The organism is Erwinia sp. QL-Z3 (assembly GCF_004551645.1).
GTDB lineage: Bacteria > Pseudomonadota > Gammaproteobacteria > Enterobacterales > Enterobacteriaceae > Erwinia > Erwinia billingiae.
Window position 1 is genome coordinate 165,431 of the sequence record NZ_CP037950.1, and the last position, 18,210, is coordinate 183,640.

The following is an 18,210-nucleotide window of genomic DNA, read 5'->3' on the forward strand; positions in this document are numbered from 1 at the left end:
TGCTTAAGCTAACATATCTCAGCGGTGAAGCGGCACAAAAAAACTACTCTTTAAAATCAGAGGCATCCAGCTCGTGGCGGGATAACAGCTTATAGAATTCCGTGCGGTTGCGCCCGGCCAGACGTGCGGCATGGGTGACGTTGCCTTTGGTCATTTGCAGCAGCTTGCGTAAATAATTGAGTTCGAACTGGTTTCTCGCTTCCACAAAGGTCGGTAGCGCGGTATTTTCGCCCACCAGCGCCTGTTCAACCAGCGCTTCACCAATCACCGGTGCCGAACTCAGCGCCACGCACTGTTCAATCACGTTGACCAGCTGACGGACATTCCCCGGCCAGCTGGCGGCCACCAGTCGCTTCATCGCATCGGTCGAGAAACTGCGCACAAAGGGTTTGTGCCGCTCGGCCGCCTGCTTCAACAGATGATTCGCCAGCAGCGGAATGTCTTCTGAACGCTCATGCAGCGCGGGAATTTTCAGGTTAACCACGTTCAGGCGGTAGAAGAGATCCTCACGGAACTCTTTCTTTTCCATCGCTTTCGGCAGATCGCGGTGCGTTGCCGAGAGGATACGCACGTTAATGTCCTGATCGTGGTTGCTGCCGAGCGGACGCACCTTGCGCTCCTGCAACACGCGCAGCAATTTCACTTGCAACGCCTGTGGCATATCGCCGATTTCATCGAGGAACAGCGTGCCGCCTTCGGCTGCCTGAAACAGACCTTCACGCTGGCTGACCGCGCCGGTAAAGGCCCCTTTGGCGTGACCAAACAGCTCCGATTCCAGCAACTGCTCAGGCAAGGCACCGCAGTTAATGGCGATAAAGGCTTTGCCGGCTCTTGGACTGGCGGCATGGATCGCCTGGGCGAGGATCTCCTTGCCGGTGCCGCTCTGGCCATTGATCAGCACGCTGACATCCGACTGAGCGACCATTCTGGCCTGTTCTAGCAAGCGCAGCATTACCGGGCTGCGGGTCACAATGCTTTCGCGCCAGGCATCATCACTGGCGGGCGCGCGGTGGGCCAACGCCTGATCGATAGCACTGTAAAGCGCATCGCGGTCGACGGGTTTGGTCAGAAAGCTGAACACGCCCTGCTGGGTGGCGGAGACCGCTTCAGGTATTGAACCGTGGGCGGTAAGAATGATCACCGGCATGCCAGGCTGCTGCTTTTGGATTTCGTTAAACAGCTCGACGCCATTCATTTCGTCCATCCGCAGATCGCTGATCACCAGGTCGATCTTCTCCCTTTGCAGCAATCGCAGCGCTTCCGGTCCGCTTTCGGCCGTTTGCACGCTAAAGCCTTCGCTGCTCAAACGCATTCCCAACAGTTTCAACAGGCTGGGATCGTCGTCCACCAGCAGCAGATTGGCTGATTTCTTTATCATGGCTGCGCAGCATCCTCGAGTGTTGTGGCCGGCGTGCTTCCGTCGCTCTTATCGGTGTGGCTGCTATCGGCCGCATCCGGTGAACGGCGGGATGAGAGCTGGCGTTCAATGTCGGTCAGTGACTCCAGCTTACGACGGGTCACGCTGAGTTCGTTAGTTAACGCCAACTGGTGCTGGCGCAACGCATCCAGCTCGGCATCACTGCTTTGCTGCAGATGGTGGTAGCGGGTTCTCTCTTCCGACAGTTGCAGCAACCCCATCTGATCGTCACGCCACAGTTGAATAAGTGGACGCAGCGAAGAAGGATAGTCGGCACTGAAGGTGTCCAGCCGCGCCATATACTGCCGCCGTTCGACCGGCGTGACGTTGCCATTATTCAGCAATACCCCCTGTTTGAAGGCGCTTTGCCAGTTATCCGTTGACCAGCGCCGGGCTTCTTCACGGGCTTCAGCCGGGGAAAGACGCACCGCACAATCCATCGCCCGTAACCAGTACAGTGAACTGTTCAGCGCCGTGTCACTGTCAATGTCCCATAAGCGGTTGCAGTCAATCAGCTGGAAATTGACGATTTTGATTTCGGGTTCGGTCAGCGGTTTACCGTTGATGGTCATGGCCGGATCGGGGGCTTTGCTGCTGCATGCCGCCAACAGCATAGCGATGGCGACCACAGCGGAAACAGGGAGGGTTCTCATTATTGGGCATTCCCGACGATGGCGTTAAGTTCGATACGAAAACAGACTTCTTCCGCTTCACTGTTAACCAGTTGCAGATCGCCCTGCAGGCGATGGATACAGTCCCTGGCGATGCTCAGCCCAAGTCCGCTGCCCTTTACGGCGCCTTTGCGCTGCTGGTTGCCCTGGAAGAAAGGCTCAAAGATCATTTTTCTTTCACCTTCAGGGATGGTGCTGCCGGTATTTGCGACCTCGATCAGCACCTTGCGCCCCTGCTGGCGGCTGCGGATCCAGATGGTACCGGATTCTCCGCCGTAATGTATCGCATTCGAATAAAGATTATCGATGGCCCGCGCCAGCAGCGTGGCGTCGGCGCGACAGGCCGCAACCGGTAGCGTCACTTCAGTCTGCATCATTTTAGCTCTGGCGGTCAGGCTGTGCGAACTGACGATGCCGTTGATCAACGGATCCAGCTGCACCTCGCCCATCGCCACCGGGGCTTCAGACAGCTTGCGGTTGTAGTCCAGCAGCTGCTCGATCAGCCGCTGCAAATGGCGGCTGCTTTGATCGAGGATGCTGACCACTTCCTGCTGGTCCGGCGTTAAGGTGCCCACCACTTCGTCCGCTAACAGCGCGGTGCCTTCACGCATACTGGCCAGAGGGGTTTTTAGCTCATGAGAAATATGACGCAAAAACTCATGGCGCTGGGATTCCAGCCATGCAAGCCGTTCGCTCAGCCACAGGATCCGTTGCCCTAACGAGCGCAATTCACGCGGGCCTTTGTACGCCAGGTTGTGGCTAAGCTGTCTGCCCTCGCCCAGCCGGTTAATCATTCTCTCAACCGCCTTGACCGGGCCGATAATCATTCGGGTAAACAGCAGCACCAATCCCAGGCTCAGTAAGAACAATATCAGCGCTTGCCAGCCGAAATACTGGCCGCGTTCGGCAATTTCGCGCTGAAGTTGTAAACCGCGCGAGAAAACCACTTCGCGCGTCGACTGAACCAGCTGCGCATTTGCCGTCGAGAACGCCTCCAGCGCGTCGGAAGCGGCCTTCACTGGATTGCTGTTATCACAGCTGATCTTTACCAGCTGGCCCAAGGCGTTATGCAGCGTGGTGGCAATCCGGCTGTCGGGCAGTACGGAGGATTGGGCATCAAGCATCTGCGCGTATTTGGTGCGCTGGGTCTGATAGAGGTTGGCGAGCATCGGATCGTCCAGCACGCAGTACTGGCGATAGCTACGCTCCAGTTCCAGCGCGGTTCGCGCCATCGCTTCACTGCGACGAACGTCAGTCAGCGTAGTGCGGTTGGTATCCGCCGCCCTTTCGCTCAGCGCAGACAGGCTTTCCCATGCCTGCCAGGCCAGCACCAGCAAGGGCAGCAGCACCAGCAGAAAGGCCATTAATACCAGTTGACGAAGGGAACGGGGAAATAGACGCCATTTTTTCACAAGAGTTTCTCATTTTGCACGCTGCAACGATGCTAGCTGAGTGACGCGCGGGAAGAAAGCCCTGGATCCAAAACGAAAAATGGCAGATTCATAGAATCTGCCATTCACGCTGTGAGGACATCCGTCATCACAGAAAATTAGGTGGTGCCTAACTCAACGTTGCGTCCGAAGCTTGATAGAGCCACAAAGTGGACTGTATCGGTTTGGTGGACGGCAGGCACCGTATTGTGCGTCATTCGGGTTGTTATGAAGCGCTTGACCGCTTTCGCAGGGCTGTCGTAACCAAGTGAATGAGCCACTGCAGGTATATTAGCAATAGTTGTGCCAACTTTAAAATTAATGATTAACACAATGATTTCTATAACAAAAATAAATTCGAGGTAACCGGAGTCAGCGCGTTCCGGACCTGATGGTCAAAAGAAACTGTCGCTGAATAGAAACGTTATTCGGATAAAACTCAGCGAGTGAGTGAAATCAATAACTTAGATGTCACTTATTGGCGACAGTGCCAACAGGCCACTGTCGCAATTTTGCAACAGGTGGTCAGAACGTAAAAGGGCAACCCCGGAGGGTTGCCCTGTAAACCCGACTTAGCCGAGTTGTTTGCGCGCGTTGCGGAAGATCCGCACCCACGGGCTGTCTTCGCCCCACTCTTCCGGGTGCCATGAGTTGCTCACCGTACGGAACACACGTTCCGGGTGCGGCATCATGATGGTCACGCGACCGCTTTCGTTGGTCACCGCGGTAATACCGTTTGGTGAACCGTTCGGGTTCGCCGGGTACTGCTGAGTCACCTTACCGAAGTGGTCAACGAAGCGTAATGCCACCAGACCTTTGTGCTCCAGCGTCGCCAGATGCGCATCATCACGCACTTCCACGAAGCCTTCACCGTGCGATACCGCAATTGGCATACGCGAACCCACCATGCCTTCCAGCATCAGTGATGGGCTTGCCGCCACTTCCACCAGGCTGAAACGGGCTTCAAAGCGCTCGGACTGGTTGCGCACAAAGCGCGGCCAGGCTTCGCTTCCCGGCACCAGTTCGCGCAGGTTGGACATCATCTGGCATCCGTTACAGACGCCCAGCGCCAGCGTTTGCGGACGGTGGAAGAAGGTTTCGAACTCATCACGCACGCGGGAGTTGAACAAAATCGACTTCGCCCAACCTTCGCCTGCGCCCAGCACGTCACCATAAGAGAAGCCGCCACAGGCAACCAGCGTATGGAACGCTTCCAGACCACGGCGTCCTGCCAGCAGGTCACTCATGTGCACGTCAACCGCATCAAAACCGGCGCGGTGGAACGCGGCCGCCATTTCAACGTGGGAGTTAACGCCCTGCTCACGCAATACGGCAACTTTCGGACGCGCACCGGTCGCGATGTATGGCGCGGCGATATCTTCTTCTGGCTTAAAGGTCAGCAACACGTTCAGGCCTGGATCCTGGTCGTTTTTCTTGGCGTTGTGTTCCTGATCGGCACAGGCCGGGTTATCACGCAGACGCTGCATCTGCCAGGTGGTTTCTGCCCACCAGGTACGCAGCGTGGTGCGGCTTTCGCTGTACACCGCAGAGTCGCCAGAGGTGATCACGAAACGATCGCCCTGAACGGCCTTGCCAAGGACGTGCACACAGTCAGCCAGACCGTGTTGAGCAAACACCTGCTCAACCTGAGCACGGTCTGCCGCAGCCACCTGAATCACGGCACCCAGCTCTTCGTTGAACAACGCGGCCAGTGAATCGTTACCCAGCGCAGCGATATCCGCCTCAACACCGCAGTGACCGGTAAAGGCCATTTCAGCCAGCGTGACCAGCAAACCACCGTCTGAACGGTCGTGGTAAGCCAGCAGTTTGCCATCCGCCACCAGCACCTGCATGGCGTTGAAGAAGCCTGCCAGCTGCTGCGCGTCACGCACGTCTGCCGGCTTGTCGCCCAGCTGACGATAAACCTGTGACAGCGCCGTGGCGCCCAGCGCATTGATGCCTTTGCCGAGGTCGATTAACAGCAGCGCGTTATCCTGCTGCGGCTGCAGCTGAGGCGTTACGGTGCGGCGCACGTCTTCCACGCGGGCAAACGCGGTGATCACCAGCGACATTGGTGAGGTCATTTCACGCTGTTCGGTGCCATGCTGCCAGCGGGTCTTCATCGACATGGAGTCTTTGCCCACCGGGATAGTAATGCCCAGCGCCGGACAAAGTTCTTCGCCAACCGCTTTCACCGCTTCATATAAACCGGCATCTTCGCCCGGGTGACCGGCTGCGGCCATCCAGTTAGCCGAAAGCTTGATGCGCTTCAGCGAACCAATCTGCGTGGCGGCAATGTTGGTCAACGCTTCACCCACCGCCAGACGGCCGGATGCGGCAAAGTCCAGCAGGGCAACCGGCGCACGTTCGCCCAGCGCCATCGCTTCACCGTAGTAGCTGTCGAGGCTGGCCGTGGTCACCGCACAGTTCGCCACCGGGATCTGCCATGGACCGACCATCTGATCGCGCGCAACCATACCGGTCACCGAACGGTCGCCAATGGTCACCAGAAAGGTCTTCTCAGCGACCGCAGGCAGGTGCAGAACACGGTTTACCGCATCCGCAACCGTTATGCTGTCGCGGATCAGCGGCTCACCCTGCGCTTTCAGCGTGGTGACATCGCGGGTCATTTTCGGGGTTTTACCCAGCAGCACGTCCAGCGGCATATCGATAGGCTTGTTATCGAAGTGGCTGTCTTCCAGAGACAGATGCATCTCTTCGGTGGCTTCGCCGATCACCGCGAATGGCGCACGTTCACGTTTACAAAGTTCGGCAAACAGTTCCAGCTTCTCTGGCGCAACCGCCATCACGTAGCGTTCCTGGGACTCGTTACACCAGACTTCCAGCGGGGTCATACCCGGTTCGTCGTTAAGAATGTCACGCAGGTTGAAGCGACCGCCGCGCTCGCCGTCGCTGACCAGTTCAGGCATCGCGTTAGAAAGACCGCCTGCACCCACGTCGTGGATAAACAGAATCGGGTTGTCTTCACCCAGCTGCCAGCAGCGGTCGATCACTTCCTGGCAACGACGTTCCATTTCTGGGTTGTCGCGCTGTACCGAAGCAAAATCCAGATCGGCATCAGACTGGCCGGAAGCCATGGAAGAGGCTGCACCGCCGCCTAAACCAATGTTCATCGCCGGGCCACCCAGCACGATCAGCTTGGCACCGACGGTGATTTCGCCTTTCTGCACATGGTCAGCACGGATGTTGCCAATACCGCCGGCCAGCATGATTGGCTTGTGGTAACCGCGCAGCTCCACGCCGTTATGGCTGTTGACCTGCTCTTCATAGGTACGGAAGTAGCCATTCAGCGCAGGACGGCCAAATTCGTTGTTAAATGCCGCGCCGCCCAGTGGGCCTTCGGTCATGATATCCAGCGCGGTGACGATGCGGTCAGGTTTGCCGAAGTCTTCTTCCCACGGCTGTTCAAAACCAGGGATACGCAGGTTAGAAACCGAGAAGCCAACCAGACCCGCTTTCGGTTTCGCGCCACGTCCGGTTGCGCCTTCATCACGGATTTCACCGCCTGAACCGGTTGCCGCACCCGGCCATGGCGAAATCGCCGTCGGGTGGTTATGGGTTTCGACCTTCATCAGAATGTGCGCTTCTTCCTGATGGAAGTCGTACTGCCCTTTTTCTGCGTCCGCATAGAAACGGCCCACTTGAGAACCTTCCATCACCGCGGCGTTGTCTTTATAGGCAGACAGCACGTGGTCCGGGGTCTTCTCCATGGTGTTTTTGATCATCTTGAACAGCGATTTTGGCTGCTGCTCGCCGTCGATAATCCAGTCGGCGTTGAAGATTTTATGACGACAGTGCTCGGAGTTCGCCTGGGCAAACATATACAGCTCGATGTCGTTCGGGTTGCGCCCGAGTTTTTCAAAGGCCGCCAGCAGGTAATCGATTTCATCATCGGCCAGTGCCAGACCCAGCTTACGGTTGGCTTTATCCAGCGCGTCACGGCCTTCACCCAGCACGTCGACGCTTTGCAGCGGAGCAGGCTGGTGATGAGCAAACAGCTGTTCAGCCTGGTTCAAATCACTGAGGACCACTTCCATCATGCGGTCATGCAGCAGCGCAGCCAGCAACGACCACTGGGCGTCGGTCAGCTGTGGGGCCTTAACATAGAAAGCCAGACCGCGCTCCAGACGAAGCACCTGAGGCAGATCGCAGTTGTGCGCGATGTCGGTCGCTTTGGACGACCACGGCGAAATGGTTCCCGGACGTGGTGTCACCAGAATCAGGCGCCCTTCCGGCGTATGTTCCGCGAGAGAGGGACCGTACTTCAGCAGGCGCTGTAAACGGGCTTTTTCATCAGCGGCCAGAGGCGTGCTGACGTCAGCAAAATGGACGTACTCAGCGTAAATGTCACTCACCGGCAGGTGAGCGTCCTGAAAGCGGGCCAGCAATTTAGTAATACGAAATGCCGACAGAGCGGGCGAACCACGCAGAATTTCCATCATCAAAGATCTCTCGTCTTCGAAGCGCCGGGCGACGCTTCTTTGGGCGCAACAGGGAAAGCGGGCGGTATTATAGAGAATCCCCACCGGTTACGAAACCGTTTGCGCAGAATAAATCGCACCAGGGAATTGGCTGAAATTCACACAATTCAGGTTGAATTCAGTTGCGCAGGGGCACCGAGTTGCGCAAAATGCCCCACGCTCAGGAACCATTATAGACATCAAATACTGCCGTTACAGACAGAACCTGAGAGCAATCGAGAGATAACCATTTGAAACGCCTGAAAATTAATTATCTTTTCATCGGCCTGGTTACCGTGCTGCTTGCGTTGGCACTGTGGCCATCGATCCCCTGGTATGGGGGTCAACAGGACCAGATAGAGCAGATAAAATCACGGGGAGTTTTGCGTGTGAGCACGTTAACTTCCCCGCTGACTTACTACACCATTAATAAAGCCCCAGCCGGAATGGACTATGAGCTGGCGAAACGCTTCGCTGATTATCTTGGCGTGAAGCTGCAGATCACCGTCCGGCAAAACCTCAGTGACCTGTTTGACGACCTGGAAGATGATAAAGCTGACGTGCTGGCCGCAGGCTTAATTTACAGCGGCGAACGTCAATCGCGCTTTCGTACTGGCCCCACTTATTACTCCGTATCCCAGCAACTGGTTTACCGGATGGGTAAGCCACGGCCAAAAAACCTCGGTGAGCTGCATGGCCGACTGACCGTCGCCTCCGACTCTGCCTACCTTTCCACCCTGCGCGGCATTAAGCAGAATCAGTATCCCGATCTGGATTGGGCGATTTCGACCGATCAGAGCCCGAACACCCTGTTGGAAGCGGTGGCCGATGGCAAACTGGATTACACGGTGGGGGATTCCGTGTCGATCGCCCTGCTCCAGCGCATCCATCCGCAGCTGGCGGTCGCCTTTGATATTACCGATGAAGAGCCGATTACCTGGTATATGCAGCGCGATCAGGACGACAGCCTGAATGCAGCGATGCTCGACTACTTTAATCAGATGGGTGAAGAAGGCGCGATGGCCCGTCTGGATGAGAAGTACCTCGGCCACGTGGGGACCTTCGATTATGTCGATACCCGCACCTTCCTGCGCGCCATTGATGGCACGCTGCCGGATATTCGCCCGCTGTTTGAAAAGTATGCCAGCGAAATCGACTGGCGTTTACTGGCGGCGATTTCCTATCAGGAGTCGCACTGGAATCCTCAGGCAACCTCCCCGACCGGCGTGCGCGGCATGATGATGCTGACCCGCAACACGGCTGAAAGTCTGAACGTCAGTGACCGCACCGATCCCGAGCAAAGCATCCGTGGCGGCAGTGAATATCTGGTGCGAATGATGGAAAAAGTGCCGCAAACCATCCCAGACGATGAGAAGATTTGGTTTGCTCTGGCGGCCTATAACATGGGTTATGCCCATATGCTGGATGCCCGTAAGCTGACGGAAAAACAGAAGGGGAATCCGGATAGCTGGGCAGATGTGAAGCTGCGTTTGCCGATGCTGAGCCAGAAACGCTATTACAGTCAGACCAACTATGGCTATGCCCGTGGTCAGGAAGCCTATAACTACGTGGAAAACATCCGGCTGTATCAGATAAGCCTGGTGGGCTATTTGCAGGATCAGGAGCGGAAGCTGGCACAGCAGGCGGCTTATGAAGCCGAGATGGGGGAAGGCTATCCGGCTGTGGCCCCTAAAATTGCGCTGAACTAACGGCATTCCGGGGCAACAGGCCGCAACTCACTGGTCGTCTTCGGCAGCCTGCTCGCGTTGTTGCAGGCGCAGTGCCTTTTTTTCTGCGCGACGGTGACGGAAGAAATCACTCAGCATGCCCGCGCACTCTTCCGCCAGCATCCCCTCTTCCACCTTAACCTGATGGTTCATGCCTGCGTGGCCCAACACGTCGATCAGCGATCCTGCTGCGCCGGTTTTCTCATCCCTTGCGCCAAACACCAGCCTGCCGATCCGTCCGTGCACCATCGCCCCGGCGCACATCACGCAAGGCTCCAGCGTGACGTACAGCGTGGTGTCCAGCAGCCGGTAGTTTTCCAGCACTTTCCCACCCTGACGCAGCGCCATAATCTCGGCATGCGCAGTGGGATCATGGTGGCCGATCGGGCGGTTCCAGCCTTCGCCAATCGCCTTATCGCCCTGTACCAACACCGCACCGACCGGCACTTCACCCTCTTCCCAGGCACGACGCGCCAGCATCAGGGCATGGCGCATCCAGAATTCATCGCTTACTTTGTCGCTCACCTGAGTCTCCAGCTAAAAAACGCGGCACAGTATACCTGTTTTACTCAAGCTGTTGCAGCTCGCCCTGCGGCGTGACGCGCCAGCGGTGCTGGCAGAAGAACAGCAGCGGGTTATCCTGCTTACTGTCGCTGTAGCCGCTGTACAGCTGCAGTGGCGTGCCGATCTTCTCTTCCAGTCGGGCCACTTTTTCATGCCCCAGGCAGCGCATCGACAGCACCCGGCCACCGAAACCGCGGCTCATCTGGCTGGCGATCAGCTTTACCTTCGGCAGGAAAGCCGAGTCAAAATAGACCTGCTCCACCAGCCGTTGCGGTGAACCGGTGATTAACCAGACGTCCGCATCCGAGCTGTTCAGATAGTCCGTCAGCCGTTGCTGAACCACCGGGAAGGCCGTGACGCGCTGACGGAACCACTGCGCAAAGGCATTTTCCTTCGCCGTCAGGCTTTCCTCGCTGTGGCCAAAGGTGATCGACCACAGCAGCAGGCTCATCGGCCAGCGTGCCGCCCGTCCCTTTATCAGTAAACCGGCGCCAATCACCGGCAGCAACGGCACCACCAATAGCAGGTTCAACGGCTGGCGCTTCAGTAAATAGCGCATAAAGGTGCCGAACATATCCTGCTGATGCAGCGTGCCGTCTAAATCAAAAAACACCACGCGTCGTTCCTGACCAGTTATCAAAAATTACTCCTCAGGGTCATTGAATCCCATAAACCAGGCAAAGAGAAAACCGCAGACTACCGCGGCAAGCCACCCTGCGAGATAGAGCATTACCTTACCAGAGATGATAGTGAGCGCCAGCGGCAGACCCGAAATACCAAAAGTAATCACCGTCGCCACCTTGGCATAGCTGATCACCGCGCCGCCGACCGCACCGCCCAGACAGGCGGCAATAAATGGCCGGCCTAAAGGCAGCGTGACGCCGAAGATTAACGGCTCGCCGATACCCAAAATCCCCACCGGAAGCGCCCCCTTCACCAGCTTTTTCAGTCGCGCATTGCGGGTTTTCAGCAATACCGCCAGTGAAGCGCCCACTTGCCCTACCCCGGCCATTGCCAGAATTGGCAGCAGCGCGTTGTAGCCATGCGCCTGAACCAGCTCGACATGAATCGGCACCATGCCCTGATGCAAACCGGTTAACACCAACGGCAGGAACGTGCCCGCCAGTAGCGCACCGACCAGAATGCCACCGCGATCGATGGCCAGGGTTGCGCCGTGCGCAATCGCATCTGACATGATCCCGCCAAGCGGCTGTAATGCCACAATCGCCAGCGTTGCCGTGATAAGTGTAGTCAGAAGTGGGTTAAGGATCAGCTCCAGTGCTTCTGGCAGCCACTGCCGCAGCTTTTTTTCAATCCAGCACATCAGCACAACCACCAGCAGCACGGCAATGACCCCACCCCGGCCGGGTTGCAGATTTTCACCAAACAAACTGATTTGCGCCAGCGCCGGACTGGAAAGGATCCCCGCCATCACCCCGCCGAGTGCGATCGAACCGCCAAACACCCTGGCGGTATTGACCCCAACCAGAATGTTCATGATGGTGAAAATGGTGCTGCCGAAAATTGCCGCCAGACCTAACAGATTGGGATAATGGGTGGCAAAATCCCCGACGATATCCGGGCGTTTAAGAATGTTGATGATGCCGGTTATCAGGCCGGAGGCGATGAATGCCGGAATAAGCGGGATAAAAACGTTGGCCAACTGGCGCAGTGCGTCGCTCATCGGTGCTTTGTACTTTTGCTTCACCTGCGCCTTGGTCCGATCGATCGACTGCGGTTGAGACGGCGCGGAAGCCATCAGACTGCGCATCGCCTCCACCACCTTAGCCGCGGTACCAGGCCCGACGATGAACTGATGCTGGCTTCCCTGCTTGACGTATCCCTTCACGCCGTCGAGCTGACGTAGTCGGGTCAGATCCAGACGCGCATCGTCATTCACTTCAATACGTACTCTTGTCATGCAGTTTTCCAGCCGGGTGATGTTCTCCTCCCCGCCGATCCCCTGCAACAGGTGGCCAGCCAGCGTCATCGCCTTATCCATCGCCTATCCCCTGTCCTGAAGCGCTGCGCGCAGGAATCCTTTATGCCTGGTTAACAAACTTTTGGCCTGGTCAGCCGCGAGGCCGCTCAGCACCATCAGAATGGCGGTTTTTACCTCGTACTGGGTTTGCTTCAGGGCCGTTTCCGCCTCTTCGGCTGAGCAGCCGGTGGCCTGACACACCATGCGGCAGGCGCGATCCACCAGCTTGATGTTGGTCGCCTGCATGTCCACCATCAGGTTCTGGTACACCTTGCCAATTCGCACCATCGCGCCGGTTGAAATCATGTTGAGCACCAGCTTCTGCGCGGTACCCGATTTCAGACGCGTCGAACCGGTCAGGGCTTCCGGGCCCACCACCGGGGAAATAGCAATTTCGGCTTCATGGGCGATCGGTGACGCGGGATTGCAGGAGACCGCTGCGGTATGGCAGCCCAGCTGGCGGGCGTAACGCAGTGCGCCAATCACATACGGTGTGCGGCCGGAAGCGGCAATACCGACCACCATATCTTGCGGCTTGAGTTCCAGCGCCTGCAGATCGCTGACGCCCAGCTGCGCATTATCTTCCGCACCTTCAACCGCTTTCAGCAACGCACCCGGACCACCGGCAATCAGTCCGACCACCAGACCGTGCGGGACGCCAAAGGTTGGCGGGCATTCAGACGCATCCAACACGCCCAGACGCCCGCTGGTGCCGGCCCCCAGATAAATCAGCCGCCCACCCGCCGATAACGACACCGCCGCAGCATCCACCGCTTTGGCCACGTCCGGCAAGGTCAGCCGCACCGCCTCGGCCACGGTGGCATCCTGTTGATTAAACTTTGTGACCATCTCAAGCGTGGACAGGTTGTCCAAATCCATCGTCTCTGGGTTACGCGTTTCTGAAACCAGTGCGCCAAGATCCATGTTTCCTCACTTATGAATTTTTAATTCTTAAAAATAGAGTAAATTTTGAATATTATATTCACTGCAAAACAGAAATTACCTAATTTTAATCATGGATTGTGATAAATGTGCCGATAAACTTACCGCTTATCGTACAGCAAGCTATTATCTGTCCATAGAATTCAAGCTGTTGGCATTTTTATTTAGAGGTAGACCGATGAGTTCCCTGCTGCGTATTCGCCAGCTGTATCCGTCCCTGGCCATGAACGAACGGCGTCTGGCCGATTTTCTGCTGTCGCAGCCGGATCGTGCACGTCATCTCAGCTCGCAGAAGCTGGCGGAGGAGTCGGGTGTCAGCCAGTCGAGCGTGGTGAAGTTTGCTCAAAAGCTCGGATATAAAGGTTTCCCCGCACTGAAGCTGGCGCTCAGCGAATCGCTGGCAGATAAAGATGCCATCACCGTGCACAACCTGATTCTCAGCGATGACCCGCTAAAACTGGTCGGCGAGAAGTTGCTGACGGAAAAGCAGTCGGCGATCCGCGCCACCCTTGATATCAACAGTGAAGAGATGCTGCTGGAGACGTTGCGGCTGATCCGCAGCGCCAACCGCATTGTGTTGGTGGGCATTGGGGCTTCCGGCCTGGTGGCGAAGGACTTCTCCTGGAAGCTGATGAAAATCGGTATTAACGCGGTGGCAGAACAGGATATGCATGCGCTGCTGGCCAGCGTGCAGGCGTTGAATCCCGGCGATCTGCTGTTAGCAATCTCTTATACCGGCGAACGGCGCGAGATTAACCTGGCCGCGCAGGAAGCGCAGCGGGCGGGCGCCAATGTGCTGGCCTTTACCGGCTTCACGCCGAATACCTTGCAACAGTGCGCGACGCATTGCCTGTATACGGTGGCGGAAGAACAAACCACCCGCAGCGCCGCCATCTCTTCAACCACCGCCCAGCTGACGCTGACCGATCTGCTGTTTATGGCGCTGGTGCAGCGCGATCCCGAAAGAGCCTCCAGCCATATCCGCCATAGCGAAGCGCTGGTGAAAAAGCTGGTCTGATAACATCAGCGGCGTATAATACCCGCGCACTTTATCCTGTTACTGATTGAGAGACTTATGGCGCTGCTTATCACAAAAAAATGCATTAACTGTGACATGTGCGAGCCGGAATGCCCCAATCAGGCCATTTCGATGGGTGACAGCATCTACCAGATTGATGCCGATCGCTGTACCGAGTGCGTGGGTCATTACGACACGCCAACCTGCCAGCAAGTTTGCCCTATCGTGAATACCATCATCACCGATCCTGCACATCGTGAAAGCAATGAGCTGCTGTGGGAGAAATTTGTGGTGTTGCATCACGGGGGATAAAGGAAGCAGCCGGGCAAGCTGTGCTTCACCCGGGCTGTTGATCAGTTTTCGATAATGACCGTCGCGCAGGCGTAATGCCTTTCGTCAGCCAGCGTGACGTGGACATGCGCCACGCCCAGCTTTTTCGCCACTTCCTGCGCCTGCAGGAAGAAACGCAGTCCCGGTTTACCCAATTCGTCGTTGTACACTTCAAACTGGTTGAACGCCAGGCCACCACGGATCCCGGTGCCAAAGGCTTTTGCTGCCGCCTCTTTTACCGCAAAGCGCTTGGCCAGAAAACGCACCGGCTGCTGATGAGCCTGGTATTGCGCCCACTCATTGTCACTCAGCACGCGTTTTGCCAGCCGGTCGCCGGAACGGGAAATCACCCCTTCAATGCGTGCGATCTCCACGATATCGGTGCCGAGGCCCAGAATAGCCATTAGCGACGCGCTTCCCGCATCAGCGCTTTCATCTCTTTAACCGCGTCCGCAAGACCACTCATTACCGCACGGCCGATGATCGCGTGGCCGATGTTCAGTTCATGCATCTGCGGCAGCGCGGCGATAGGCTGGACGTTGTGATAGGTCAGACCGTGACCCGCATTGACCTTCAGCCCTTTGCCTGCGGCATAGGCTGCAGCATCTTTGATGCGGATAAATTCTGCGTGACGCTCGCGCCCTTCTTCGGCTTCCGCATACGCACCGGTATGAATTTCAATGTACGGCGCGCCGGATGCCATAGCGGCATCAATCTGGCGATGATCCGCATCGATAAACAGCGACACCAGGATCCCGGCTTCAGCGAGACGCGTCACCGCATAGGTGACTTTCTCCAGCTGTCCGGCTACGTCCAGACCGCCTTCGGTGGTCACTTCTTCACGCTTCTCCGGGACCAGGCAGCAGAAATGCGGTTTGATTTCGCAGGCGATATCCACCATTTCGTCGGTGACGGCCATTTCAAGATTCATGCGGGTCTGGATGGTCTGACGCAGGATGCGCACATCGCGATCGGTAATGTGGCGGCGATCCTCACGCAGATGCACGGTGATGCCATCGGCACCTGCCTGCTCGGAGACGAATGCTGCCTGCACCGGATCGGGATAGTTTGTGCCACGCGCATTACGCACGGTTGCAACGTGATCGATATTGACGCCTAACAACAACTCAGCCATGACAATCCTCGGAATTTTTGCAATGAGTGAAAGCAGTGTACAACGTTCGGCACGCTGACCGGAACGGCCTGATGGCTTTACTCTTCGTCCGGCAGCACGTCTGCGCGTTTTTTCGGCACAAACTGACGGAACAACTCCTGGCTTTTGAGTGGCTTTCCGCCGAGATAGGGCTTCAGCGCGATGCGGGTAAAGCGTTTCGCCGCCCGTAAGGTATCGATATCCGGGAATGACCGCTCTTCCAGCGCGCGCAGCTGACGACCGGTAAAGGTGTTATTGCCCATCACCAGGCTGGCGATAAAGCCTTTCTCCGCGCGATAGGTATAGGTCATTCCATCGGCCACTTCTTCCCCGCTGCCGGCGCAATGCATGAAGTCAACGCCATAGCCCAGGTGACCCAGCATGGCCAGCTCAAAGCGCCGGAGTGCCGGTTCGGGTGAGCCAGTGACCGCAGCCAGTGCCTGAAGACAATAGAGATAATCGAAGAAGAGTTCGGTAAACGCGGTTTCCTGCTCCAGTACCCGTGACAGCAGCTCGTTAACGTACAGGCCGCAGTAGAGCGTCAGACCAGAAAGAGGCAAAGCAAGGGAGATGGGCTCAGCGCCACGAAGCGTTTTAACTTCGCCGCGCCCGCCCCAACGGACCAGTAAGGGAGTGAAAGGTTGTAATGCCCCTTTCAGGCTGGAACGTTTGCCTCGGGCGCCTTTGGCCAGCACCCGAATACGGCCGTAATTCTCAGAAAACAGGTCGAGCAGAAGGCTGGTTTCGCTATAGGGACGTCCATGCAGGACGAATGCGCGCTGCCAGCCTTCCATAGGGATCAAAGGTCGTCGGTGTAGCCCAGGCTACGAAGAGCACGCTCGTCATCCGCCCAGCCAGACTTCACTTTCACCCACAGTTCAAGATGCACTTTTTGCTCGAACATCTCTTCCATGTCTTTACGCGCTTCGATACCAATGGTTTTGATCTTGGTGCCTTTGTTACCTATAACCATCTTCTTCTGGCCTTCACGCTCAACCAGAATCAGGCCATTAATGTCATAACCGCCACGGGCGTTAGTCACAAACTGCTCAATCTCAACGGTCACCGAATACGGCAGCTCAGCACCGAGGAAACGCATCAGTTTTTCACGGATGATTTCTGATGCCATAAAGCGCTGCGAGCGGTCGGTAACGTAATCTTCCGGGAAGTGGTGAACCGCTTCCGGCAGACGCTTACGCACGATACTGGCGATGGTATCAACATTCTTGCCGCTTTCGGCAGAGATTGGCACCACGTCCATAAAGTCCATCTGCTGGCTGAGGAACTGCATATGGGGCAGCAGAATGCTCTTGTCAGTGATGTTATCAACTTTGTTGATCGCCAGAAGAACCGGTACGCGGTTGTCTCTCAGCTTGTTGACCACCATCTCGTCATCCGCTGTCCAGCGGGTGCCTTCAACCACAAAAATCACCAGCTCAACATCGCCGATGGAGCTGCTGGCTGCACGGTTCATCAGACGGTTGATCGCCCGCTTCTCTTCCATATGCAGGCCGGGGGTATCCACATAGATGGCCTGGTAAGGCCCTTCAGTATGGATGCCCATAATACGGTGGCGCGTGGTCTGTGGCTTGCGCGAGGTGATCGAGATCTTCTGCCCCAGTAACTGGTTCAGTAAGGTGGATTTCCCGACGTTTGGACGGCCTACGATAGCAATAAAGCCGCAATGGGTAGTTTCTTCGTTCATTCAAGTCCTAGCTTAATCAGCGCCTGTTCAGCGGCTGCCTGCTCGGCTTTGCGACGGCTGGAGCCGGTTCCTACAACCGGTTCTGCCATGCCGCTCACCTGGCAGTGAATAGTAAATTCCTGGTCATGCGCTTCGCCACGCACCTGCACCACCAGATAGGAGGGCAGCGGCAGATGACGACCCTGCAGATATTCCTGCAGACGCGTTTTTGGATCTTTCTGTTTATCGCCTGGGCTGATTTGCTCCAGTCGGCTGGCATACCATTCGAGGATCAGCTTTTCAACGTTCTGAATATCGCTGTCCAGGAAGACGCCACCAATCAGCGCTTCGACGGTATCGGCAAGGATTGATTCACGACGGTATCCGCCGCTTTTCAGCTCGCCAGGCCCAAGACGCAGGCATTCGCCCAGGTCAAACTCACGGGCCATTTCTGCCAGCGTGTTACCGCGCACCAGCGTGGCGCGCATGCGGCTCATATCACCTTCATCCACACGGGGAAAACGTTGATAAAGCGCATTGGCAATCACGTAGCTGAGGATCGAGTCGCCCAGAAATTCCAGTCTTTCGTTATGTTTGCTGCTGGCACTGCGGTGAGTAAGCGCCTGCTGCAACAGTTCCTGATGAGTAAAAGTGTAGCCCAACTTCCGCTGGAGCCTGGTTATTACAATTGGGTTCATGTGTTACCAATATCTGAATGCGTCAATAATTCTGCACACGGAACAGGGCTGGCCAGGCCAACACGAAACTGTTTCGTGTGCAGTGGCTGCCCCGCAGGGCAACCACCCGTTTAA

At 56.6% G+C, this 18,210-nt stretch carries 16 protein-coding genes; 3 read left to right on the plus strand and 13 right to left on the minus strand.

All coding sequences use genetic code 11. The annotated features are described in order from the left end of the window. Positions 1 to 43 precede the first annotated feature (43 nt). The 4 genes from glrR to purL form a co-directional block, all read right to left on the minus strand. Complete coding sequence (glrR, locus tag E2F51_RS01455) at positions 44 to 1,378, minus strand: two-component system response regulator GlrR (protein ID WP_013203413.1); 1,335 nt, start codon at positions 1,376 to 1,378, stop codon at positions 44 to 46. Further along, the gene (gene qseG / locus E2F51_RS01460) at positions 1,375 to 2,070 is read right to left on the minus strand and encodes a two-component system QseEF-associated lipoprotein QseG (RefSeq protein WP_134822576.1); all 696 of its coding nucleotides are present in this window, start codon (positions 2,068 to 2,070) and stop codon (positions 1,375 to 1,377) included. The genes glrR and qseG overlap by 4 nt, the downstream gene beginning before the upstream one ends. Next, positions 2,070 to 3,500, minus strand: a complete 1,431-nt coding sequence (locus E2F51_RS01465; RefSeq protein ID WP_041692098.1) for a HAMP domain-containing sensor histidine kinase — start codon at positions 3,498 to 3,500, stop codon at positions 2,070 to 2,072. Before E2F51_RS01465 ends, qseG begins: the two co-directional genes overlap by 1 nt. 590 nt (positions 3,501 to 4,090) lie before the next feature. Then, on the minus strand, positions 4,091 to 7,981 hold the full coding sequence (gene purL / locus E2F51_RS01470) for a phosphoribosylformylglycinamidine synthase (RefSeq protein WP_134822577.1): 3,891 nt from the start codon (positions 7,979 to 7,981) through the stop codon (positions 4,091 to 4,093). A 269-nt stretch (positions 7,982 to 8,250) separates the two neighbouring features. Here purL and mltF point away from each other — a divergent pair, with 269 nt between their 5' ends. After that, a complete protein-coding gene (mltF, locus tag E2F51_RS01475; RefSeq protein WP_013203417.1) occupies positions 8,251 to 9,708 on the plus strand; it encodes a membrane-bound lytic murein transglycosylase MltF in 1,458 nt (485 codons plus the stop codon). 27 nt (positions 9,709 to 9,735) lie between these two features. Here mltF and tadA read toward each other — a convergent pair whose 3' ends face one another. The 4 genes from tadA to murQ are packed head-to-tail and all read right to left on the minus strand — an operon-like array spanning position 9,736 to position 13,195. Next, entirely contained in the window at positions 9,736 to 10,251 is a 516-nt protein-coding gene (gene tadA, locus E2F51_RS01480; protein ID WP_013203418.1) for a tRNA adenosine(34) deaminase TadA, read from the minus strand. A gap of 40 nt (positions 10,252 to 10,291) precedes the next feature. Continuing rightward, the gene (yfhb, locus tag E2F51_RS01485; RefSeq protein WP_041692099.1) at positions 10,292 to 10,930 is read right to left on the minus strand and encodes a phosphatidylglycerophosphatase C; all 639 of its coding nucleotides are present in this window, start codon (positions 10,928 to 10,930) and stop codon (positions 10,292 to 10,294) included. A gap of 3 nt (positions 10,931 to 10,933) precedes the next feature. Then, complete coding sequence (locus E2F51_RS01490; RefSeq protein WP_134822578.1) at positions 10,934 to 12,292, minus strand: PTS transporter subunit EIIC; 1,359 nt, start codon at positions 12,290 to 12,292, stop codon at positions 10,934 to 10,936. A 3-nt stretch (positions 12,293 to 12,295) separates the two neighbouring features. Next, positions 12,296 to 13,195 carry an N-acetylmuramic acid 6-phosphate etherase gene (gene murQ / locus E2F51_RS01495; protein ID WP_134822579.1) on the minus strand — a complete coding sequence of 300 codons (900 nt, stop codon included), beginning with the start codon at positions 13,193 to 13,195 and terminating at the stop codon, positions 12,296 to 12,298. A gap of 196 nt (positions 13,196 to 13,391) precedes the next feature. Here murQ and E2F51_RS01500 point away from each other — a divergent pair, with 196 nt between their 5' ends. Together E2F51_RS01500 and E2F51_RS01505 are read left to right on the plus strand one after the other, a co-directional pair. Next, positions 13,392 to 14,231, plus strand: coding sequence for a MurR/RpiR family transcriptional regulator (locus tag E2F51_RS01500; protein ID WP_013203422.1), 840 nt, complete (start codon positions 13,392 to 13,394; stop codon positions 14,229 to 14,231). A gap of 57 nt (positions 14,232 to 14,288) precedes the next feature. Continuing rightward, on the plus strand, positions 14,289 to 14,543 hold the full coding sequence (locus E2F51_RS01505; RefSeq protein ID WP_013203423.1) for a YfhL family 4Fe-4S dicluster ferredoxin: 255 nt from the start codon (positions 14,289 to 14,291) through the stop codon (positions 14,541 to 14,543). Between the two features lie 41 nt (positions 14,544 to 14,584). Here E2F51_RS01505 and acpS read toward each other — a convergent pair whose 3' ends face one another. From acpS to rnc, 5 genes are all read right to left on the minus strand, one after another. Further along, positions 14,585 to 14,965, minus strand: a complete 381-nt coding sequence (gene acpS / locus E2F51_RS01510) for a holo-ACP synthase (protein ID WP_013203424.1) — start codon at positions 14,963 to 14,965, stop codon at positions 14,585 to 14,587. Then, positions 14,965 to 15,696, minus strand: a complete 732-nt coding sequence (pdxJ, locus tag E2F51_RS01515) for a pyridoxine 5'-phosphate synthase (protein ID WP_013203425.1) — start codon at positions 15,694 to 15,696, stop codon at positions 14,965 to 14,967. Before pdxJ ends, acpS begins: the two co-directional genes overlap by 1 nt. 77 nt (positions 15,697 to 15,773) lie before the next feature. Next, positions 15,774 to 16,508, minus strand: a complete 735-nt coding sequence (gene recO / locus E2F51_RS01520; protein ID WP_013203426.1) for a DNA repair protein RecO — start codon at positions 16,506 to 16,508, stop codon at positions 15,774 to 15,776. A 5-nt stretch (positions 16,509 to 16,513) separates the two neighbouring features. After that, positions 16,514 to 17,419, minus strand: a complete 906-nt coding sequence (era, locus tag E2F51_RS01525) for a GTPase Era (protein ID WP_013203427.1) — start codon at positions 17,417 to 17,419, stop codon at positions 16,514 to 16,516. Further along, the gene (rnc, locus tag E2F51_RS01530) at positions 17,416 to 18,096 is read right to left on the minus strand and encodes a ribonuclease III (RefSeq protein WP_013203428.1); all 681 of its coding nucleotides are present in this window, start codon (positions 18,094 to 18,096) and stop codon (positions 17,416 to 17,418) included. The genes era and rnc overlap by 4 nt, the downstream gene beginning before the upstream one ends. Positions 18,097 to 18,210: the final 114 nt, after the last annotated feature.

What these genes read in the sequence shown, in the direction of transcription:
- murQ (WP_134822579.1), bottom strand. Translation starts at nt 13,195, where the DNA reads ATGGATCTTGGCGCACTGGTTTCAGAAACGCGTAACCCAGAGACGATG.
- E2F51_RS01490 (WP_134822578.1), bottom strand. Translation starts at nt 12,292, where the DNA reads ATGGATAAGGCGATGACGCTGGCTGGCCACCTGTTGCAGGGGATCGGC.
- era (WP_013203427.1), bottom strand. Translation starts at nt 17,419, where the DNA reads ATGAACGAAGAAACTACCCATTGCGGCTTTATTGCTATCGTAGGCCGT.
- recO (WP_013203426.1), bottom strand. Translation starts at nt 16,508, where the DNA reads ATGGAAGGCTGGCAGCGCGCATTCGTCCTGCATGGACGTCCCTATAGC.
- E2F51_RS01505 (WP_013203423.1), top strand. Translation starts at nt 14,289, where the DNA reads ATGGCGCTGCTTATCACAAAAAAATGCATTAACTGTGACATGTGCGAG.
- qseG (WP_134822576.1), bottom strand. Translation starts at nt 2,070, where the DNA reads ATGAGAACCCTCCCTGTTTCCGCTGTGGTCGCCATCGCTATGCTGTTG.
- rnc (WP_013203428.1), bottom strand. Translation starts at nt 18,096, where the DNA reads ATGAACCCAATTGTAATAACCAGGCTCCAGCGGAAGTTGGGCTACACT.
- pdxJ (WP_013203425.1), bottom strand. Translation starts at nt 15,696, where the DNA reads ATGGCTGAGTTGTTGTTAGGCGTCAATATCGATCACGTTGCAACCGTG.
- glrR (WP_013203413.1), bottom strand. Translation starts at nt 1,378, where the DNA reads ATGATAAAGAAATCAGCCAATCTGCTGCTGGTGGACGACGATCCCAGC.
- acpS (WP_013203424.1), bottom strand. Translation starts at nt 14,965, where the DNA reads ATGGCTATTCTGGGCCTCGGCACCGATATCGTGGAGATCGCACGCATT.
- purL (WP_134822577.1), bottom strand. Translation starts at nt 7,981, where the DNA reads ATGATGGAAATTCTGCGTGGTTCGCCCGCTCTGTCGGCATTTCGTATT.
- E2F51_RS01500 (WP_013203422.1), top strand. Translation starts at nt 13,392, where the DNA reads ATGAGTTCCCTGCTGCGTATTCGCCAGCTGTATCCGTCCCTGGCCATG.